General features: G+C 64.2%; 8 protein-coding genes. 1 reads left to right on the top strand and 7 read right to left on the bottom strand.

Annotated elements, in window-relative coordinates; all coding sequences use genetic code 11:
• The first annotated feature begins 232 nt into the window (after positions 1–232).
• Positions 233–1,033 (top strand): tyrosine-protein phosphatase, encoded by an 801-nt coding sequence (locus tag A2J01_RS09215; protein ID WP_007727222.1) that lies wholly within the window; start codon positions 233–235, stop codon positions 1,031–1,033.
• On the opposite strand, the gene A2J01_RS09220 is transcribed toward A2J01_RS09215, so the two are convergent.
• The 7 genes from A2J01_RS09220 to A2J01_RS09250 all read right to left on the bottom strand — a co-directional run.
• Positions 1,034–1,396, bottom strand: coding sequence for a VanZ family protein (locus A2J01_RS09220; protein WP_064112570.1), 363 nt, complete (start codon positions 1,394–1,396; stop codon positions 1,034–1,036).
• Positions 1,393–1,743 carry a hypothetical protein gene (locus tag A2J01_RS09225; protein WP_003940792.1) on the bottom strand — a complete coding sequence of 117 codons (351 nt, stop codon included), beginning with the start codon at positions 1,741–1,743 and terminating at the stop codon, positions 1,393–1,395. The genes A2J01_RS09220 and A2J01_RS09225 overlap by 4 nt, the downstream gene beginning before the upstream one ends.
• Entirely contained in the window at positions 1,743–2,168 is a 426-nt protein-coding gene (locus A2J01_RS09230; RefSeq protein ID WP_003940708.1) for a DUF1707 SHOCT-like domain-containing protein, read from the bottom strand. The genes A2J01_RS09225 and A2J01_RS09230 overlap by 1 nt, the downstream gene beginning before the upstream one ends.
• A 76-nt stretch (positions 2,169–2,244) precedes the next feature.
• Positions 2,245–4,041: an acetyl/propionyl/methylcrotonyl-CoA carboxylase subunit alpha gene (locus A2J01_RS09235; protein ID WP_030535031.1), complete on the bottom strand. Its 1,797-nt coding sequence runs from the start codon at positions 4,039–4,041 to the stop codon at positions 2,245–2,247.
• Between the two features lie 138 nt (positions 4,042–4,179).
• Positions 4,180–5,580 (bottom strand): condensation domain-containing protein, encoded by a 1,401-nt coding sequence (locus A2J01_RS09240; protein ID WP_042449590.1) that lies wholly within the window; start codon positions 5,578–5,580, stop codon positions 4,180–4,182.
• Between the two features lie 4 nt (positions 5,581–5,584).
• Positions 5,585–6,001 carry a SufE family protein gene (locus A2J01_RS09245; protein ID WP_003940804.1) on the bottom strand — a complete coding sequence of 139 codons (417 nt, stop codon included), beginning with the start codon at positions 5,999–6,001 and terminating at the stop codon, positions 5,585–5,587.
• A partial coding sequence (locus A2J01_RS09250) for a sulfurtransferase (RefSeq protein ID WP_269455297.1) occupies positions 5,998–6,207 on the bottom strand: 210 nt, incomplete at its 5' end. The genes A2J01_RS09250 and A2J01_RS09245, both read right to left, overlap by 4 nt.

Consider the following 6,207-nt stretch of genomic DNA (forward strand, 5'->3'; position numbering starts at 1 on the left):
TGCCCACACGGCGGAATGGCAACACTCGAGCAGCGCCGCGACTGCCTGGTGGTCACCGAGCGCATCGAAGGCTCCGAGACCACTGGAATTCGTTGTAGGCATGTCCACAGGATTACTTGAGCATGTTACGGATCTGTAGCGCAGCAATTACGGGAGATGATGTGTCTCGATCTTATTTCTCCGGCTGCTCTTCCCCGATCACGGTTTCTCGGCGACCGATACATTCTCAGGTATGACCGATACTCCGAAGCTGTCTTCCGTCGTACCGTCCCTGGCGAACCTCCGAGACATCGGTGGCCCCGAATCGAGCTTCGGTGGCACCGTCCGCACCGGGAGCGTGTTTCGTTCCACCGATCTGGCATCGCTCAGTGCGGACGGCGCACAGACCCTCGCCGATCTGGGCATCGTCACGATCTACGATCTGCGCACCGAATCCGAACGCGAGACGGCACCGGATCTGACGCCGGACGGTATCCGAGAAATCGGCCTGGACGTATTGGCGGACAAGCAGTATCGCGCCATTCCGGCTCAGATGCAGCAGATGATCGCCGACCCGGCGTTTGCTGCCGAAGCGTTGGGCAGCGGCCAGGCGCTCGAGTACTTTCAGGGAAGTTACCGCGATTTCGTGACCTTGCCGAGTGCGGTCGCGTCGTACCGGCAACTGTTCGTCGACTTGGCGCAGCCGCCCAGCTCGCCGGCACTCATTCACTGCACCACGGGCAAGGATCGCACGGGTTGGGCAGCGGCCGCGTTACTGCTGTTCCTGGGTGCCTCCGAGGACGCGGTCTTCGCGGACTACCTCGAAACCAACAAGATTTTGTTGCCGATGTTCGCGCCGCTCCTCGAGCGATTCGAGGCCAAGGGGATCGACCCGACCCTGCTCGAGGGTGTCCTCGGTGTCAGGCGCGAGTACCTGGAGGCGTCGATGGCAGAGCTCGCGCAGGTACACGGATCCATCGAGGCCTACTTCACCGACGGCTTGAAGATCGACGCGTCGACCCAGGACCAATTGCGGAGCAACCTGCTCAGCTGATCAGGACCTGCTCGGCTCGTCTCGGCGGGAAGTTCGTCGCCTCGTCACGAGGCTGACGATACCGATCCCGATGGCGATGCCGAGCAGGTCGGCGCTGCCGTCCCAGATCGAACCGGAACGCGAAATGGGCAGCGCTGCTTGAAGAACCTCGGACGTCGCAGCAAAAATCACGAGCCACACCGCGGCGAGCCACGCAGGGATCCGGGCGTGCAACGAGGTGATCGCCAATACCGCGAACATCAATGTGTGAGTGATCTTGTCGGTGTTCTCCGGGCTCGACGGGACGGTGGAACCCGGGGAGAAGAGCATGATCAGGGCAATGACCACGGCGATCGCCAACGGCCAGTATCGGTTGTTCTTCAATTCGTCTGCCCCTCGACGACGACGAGTCCGAGTGCACCTTCGGCGAACCTGGTGACGGCGTCGGCGGCCGTCGTGAGCGCCTCGGTGTGCCCGTCGCGGGCCCAGCCGGTGAGCAGGGCGGTGGAGTCGAGAGGCGTCAGAACGACCTCGGCGAGAAGCTCACCGGTGTTGGGTTGGCACACTGCCCAGGAGTAGACGCTGTTTTCGTGCCACTGAGCGCTTCGCTGACTCACGTAATCGGGGTCGGTGATACCACCATCGGCAAGGGCGGGGCGGTCGTCCACACGCTCGTCTGCGCGCAGTGCGCGTAGATACCAGCCGCCTGCGTTGATCTCGATCGGCTCCATCAGTCGGAGTCCCGCTCGCGGCGGCGCTTGGCTTTGCGTTCCCGGTCGGTACCGAACAGCAGCGCACCGGCCAGGGGAATCGCGAGGAACCACAACCAGGTACCGGTGACGAAGAACAGGATCACCGCGAGAATCGGGACGACGGCCATGACGCGACCGGACCAGTCGGGGTTGAAGCCTCGCTCCGCCGGTGCGTCGGGAGGCGTCACCATCGACAGGGGAGCGGTGCCGGGCGCTTGGTAGTTGCCCGGAAGATCGGCGAACACCGGAACGAGTTCACTGCGAGTTGTTGCGGCACTGACGATTCCGCTTCTCTCGTCGAACTCGGTGACGGTGAGGCGGCCTGCGGCGAAGTGCTCGCTCAGGAGATCGAGTGCCTGCTCGCGTTCTGCAGTGCCGATGCGAATGTCGGGGACGTCAGCCATCGTTACAGCCTACTCAAACGACTGTGCGCCTTTCCGGTAGTGGGGACTACCGGAAAGGCGCACGGGGCCGGAGGCCCTACTTCAGTTCTGCGAGAACCGTTCCCTGCGTGATTGCTGCACCCGGCTCGACGGACAGTCCGGTGACGACACCGGCCTTGTGCGCGTTGACGGGGTTTTCCATCTTCATGGCTTCGAGAACGGCGATCAGATCGCCTTCTGCGACTTCCTGGCCTTCGGTCACTGCAACCTTGACGACGGTGCCCTGCATCGGAGCCGTGACAGCGTCACCCGATGCTGCACCTCCGCCGGCGCCGCCGCGCTTGCGCGCCTTCGGCTTCTTGCGGATCGCACCGGAGGCAGCGCCGCCGCCGTTGCCGAGCGAGAACTGGCCCGGGAGGGAAACCTCGACGCGACGTCCACCGACCTCGACGACGACGTTCTGACGCGGCAGAGCCTCATCCTCGTCGTCTACGGGAGCACCGGCGCCTGCGTACGGCTCGATGGGGTTGACCCAGTCGGTTTCGATCCACTTGGTGTAGATGTCGAACTTCTCGCCGTCACCGATGAACGCCGGGTTCTCGACGATGTGGCGGTGGAACGGGAGAACGGTCGCGAGGCCGTCGATCTCGAACTCGGCCAGAGCGCGCGATGCCCGCTGGAGGGCTTCTTCGCGGGTGGCGCCGGTGACGATGAGCTTGGCGAGCATGGAGTCGAACTGTCCGCCGATGACGTCGCCGGCAACGACACCGGAATCGACGCGAACGCCGGGGCCCGTGGGCTCACGGTAGACGGAGACCGGGCCGGGGGCAGGCATGAAGCCGCGGCCGGCGTCTTCGCCGTTGATGCGGAACTCGAAGGAGTGTCCACGCGGGGTGGGATCTTCCTTGATGGAGAGTTCTTCGCCGTTGGCGATGAGGAACTGCTGACGCACGAGGTCGATGCCCGCGGTCTCTTCCGTGACGGGGTGCTCGACCTGCAGGCGGGTGTTGACCTCGAGGAAGGAGATGGTGTCGCCCTGAACCAGGTACTCGACCGTTCCGGCGCCGTAGTAGCCGGCTTCCTTGCAGATGGCCTTGGCGGATGCGTGGATGCGTGCACGCTGGTCGTCCGTCAGGAAGGGAGCGGGAGCCTCTTCGACGAGCTTCTGGAAGCGACGCTGCAGCGAGCAGTCGCGGGTACCGGCGACGACGACGTTGCCGTGCTGGTCGGCGATGACCTGAGCCTCGACGTGGCGGGCCTTGTCCAGGTACTGCTCGACGAAGCACTCGCCGCGACCGAAGGCTGCGATGGCCTCACGGGTGGCCGACTCGAACAGCTCGGGGATTTCCTCGATGGTCTGGGCGACCTTCATGCCGCGTCCACCGCCACCGAAGGCAGCCTTGATCGCAACCGGGACGCCGTATTCCTTGGCGAATGCGACGACCTCGTCGGCGCCCTTGACGGGATCCTTGGTGCCGGCTGCCATCGGCGCCTTCGCGCGTTCTGCGATATGGCGTGCTGTGACCTTGTCGCCGAGGTCGCGGATGGACTGCGGTGACGGACCGATCCAGATGAGGTTCGCGTCGATGACGGCCTGGGCGAAGTCGGCGTTCTCGGAGAGGAAACCGTAGCCGGGGTGGATGGCGTCGGCGCCGGACTTCTTGGCTGCGTCGAGGATCTTGTCGAACACGAGGTAGGACTCGGCGGACGTCTGTCCACCGAGGGCAAATGCCTCGTCTGCGAGCTTCACGAACTGCGCGTCTGCATCGGGCTCGGCGTAAACGGCAACGCTGCCGTAGCCGGCATCCTTGGCCGCCCGGATGACCCGTACCGCGATTTCACCGCGGTTCGCGACAAGCACCTTCGTAATGTGCGCGCTGGCATGACTGGGCACTGAGCCTCCTGTGGTTCGCATAGTCTGTCTCCGCGGTGTATTCCTCTGGGATTTCACCATCGGGGGATTGGCATCACTTCGGAGTGTATGCATCGCTTCGGCGCTGGTTGTAACCGGATCGCTAAAGCCCACTCCGGCTTAGGAAACGGTTTCGAAAACTACCGATGAGTAGCTGTCGGAGGCGGCGGCGTCCGGTTCGGTGACGATTTCTTCGATGGTCCGGCGCAGTGCGGCCACGTAGGCGTGAACCGCGGCGTTCGCCGTCTCGTTGCCTGGGTACCTGACCGCGAGGTTGAGTCCCTGGGGTGTGCGGTTGATCCAGATGTAGACGTCGTGCGTATATGCCTTGCTTCGAAGTGCTCTGGCGTTCCATTCGGGCCACTGTGCGGCTTCGGGCACGAAGCGAACGTCCATGTAGGACACGACGAATCGCGGTCGGATCGGGGTTTCGAGGTGCTCACCGATCCGATCGAACGGGACAGCTGCGGCAGGCTTGACCGAAGCGATGGATTCGGCGGCGCGTGTCGCGAGGTCGCCGAACGAACAGTCCGATCCAACGGCGAACTCGACCGGGCACAGTCCGACGAACCAGCCGAGCGCACCCGCCCACTCCTGAGCGCTGCGGGTGTGAACTGGCGTCACGACCTCGAATCGATCGGATCCCGCGACTTCGCGACCTACAGCGGCAAGTCCGCCGAGAAGTCCGGCGAAGTACCCCACGCCGGTGGCTGCACACGTCGAACTGAAGGCCTTGGACTGGTCGGCGTCGAGCAGCCAGGTCGACAGGCCGTTCTGAGAATCGGTTCCACGGTCACCGATCGGTAGCGGGAACTGGGGTAGACCGTCCGTGCCGAGAGCCTTTCGCCAGATCTCGACCGCAGCCTTCTCGGCTTCCATGTCGGCCATCTGCTCGCGTTCGACGGCACCGAAATCGACGTAGCTGCCCACCGGAAACAGATTTGCAGCACTACCGGTCGAGGCCTCGCGGTACAGAGCAGCGATCTCGTGAGCGACCAGCACGATCGAGAACCCGTCGATGATCGAGTGGTCCGCCGCGAAGAACACGGTGAACGGACCGTCGCCACCGCGGGGCGTCAACGTCGCGAAGACGTACGACGGCCAACTGTGCGGGGACGCGTAATCGTCGAACAGGCGGTGAAGGTGGTCGAAGTTGTCCTGGCTGGACGCGTCGTAGCCGTGGCTGACGACCCCGATGTCGATTCCGCCGAGCGGGACCGTGTGCCGGGTGATCTCGCCGCTCGAGGGTTCGAGGACGGTATGCGAGCGCAGAACTTCGTGACGGTCGATCCACCGGCCGAGAGCGACTCGGAACGCATCGACGTCGAGCGGGCCGGAAATCTCGAAAGCTGTTCCCAGCCAAGACTTGTCGCCTGCGCCTGCAGCGGAACGGTTGAGATGTGCCTCGTGAATGTAGGAGACGGGCCGCGGATCCGGAACCCAGGGCCCGGTTGCGCACGGCAACCATTCGACGAGTGCGCCGGCCGGAATCGCATAGTCGGCCAGTTCGGTGAACTCCATGTTTTCAGCCCCGCAAGTGCCGCTTGATGCGCGCGAGCATGGCCGACATTCCGCGCAGACGGAGCGGGCTCACGGCTTCTGCGAGACCGAGCGCCGAATAGAAGTCGTCGGGTACACCGAGGATCTCGTCGGCGCTGTGGCCGTCGAGCCCCTGCGCGAGGATCGATGCGAAACCACGCGTCGTGGGAGCCTCGGGGGGAGCGCTGAAGTACAGACGGACGTTGTCGCGATCCGAATCGTCGACCGAGAGGAAGAGCGGCGACTGACATTCGGGGACCGGCTCCATCGCGCTCTGCTCGAGCTCCGCCGGCAACGGCGGCAGCTCTCGGCTGAACTCGAGAAGAAGGGTGAGCTTGTCCGAGGCGCCGACGGCCGCGAAGTCGTCGACGATCTCGGCCAGAGCCGAAGGAAGAGCGCTCATGACGCCGATACGGAGGACGGAACGGCGCCGGGCTCTTCGCCCTGGACGATCGGGACGCGCACGGCATTGCCCCACTCGGTCCATGAACCGTCGTAGTTACGAACGTTCGGGTAGCCGAGAAGATGAGTCAACACGAACCAGGTGTGACTGGAACGCTCACCGATGCGGCAGTACGCGACGATGTTGTCGTCGGCCGACAGGTCGCC

It is taken from the genome of Rhodococcus sp. EPR-134, assembly GCF_001647205.1.
Lineage (GTDB): Bacteria > Actinomycetota > Actinomycetes > Mycobacteriales > Mycobacteriaceae > Rhodococcus_F > Rhodococcus_F qingshengii.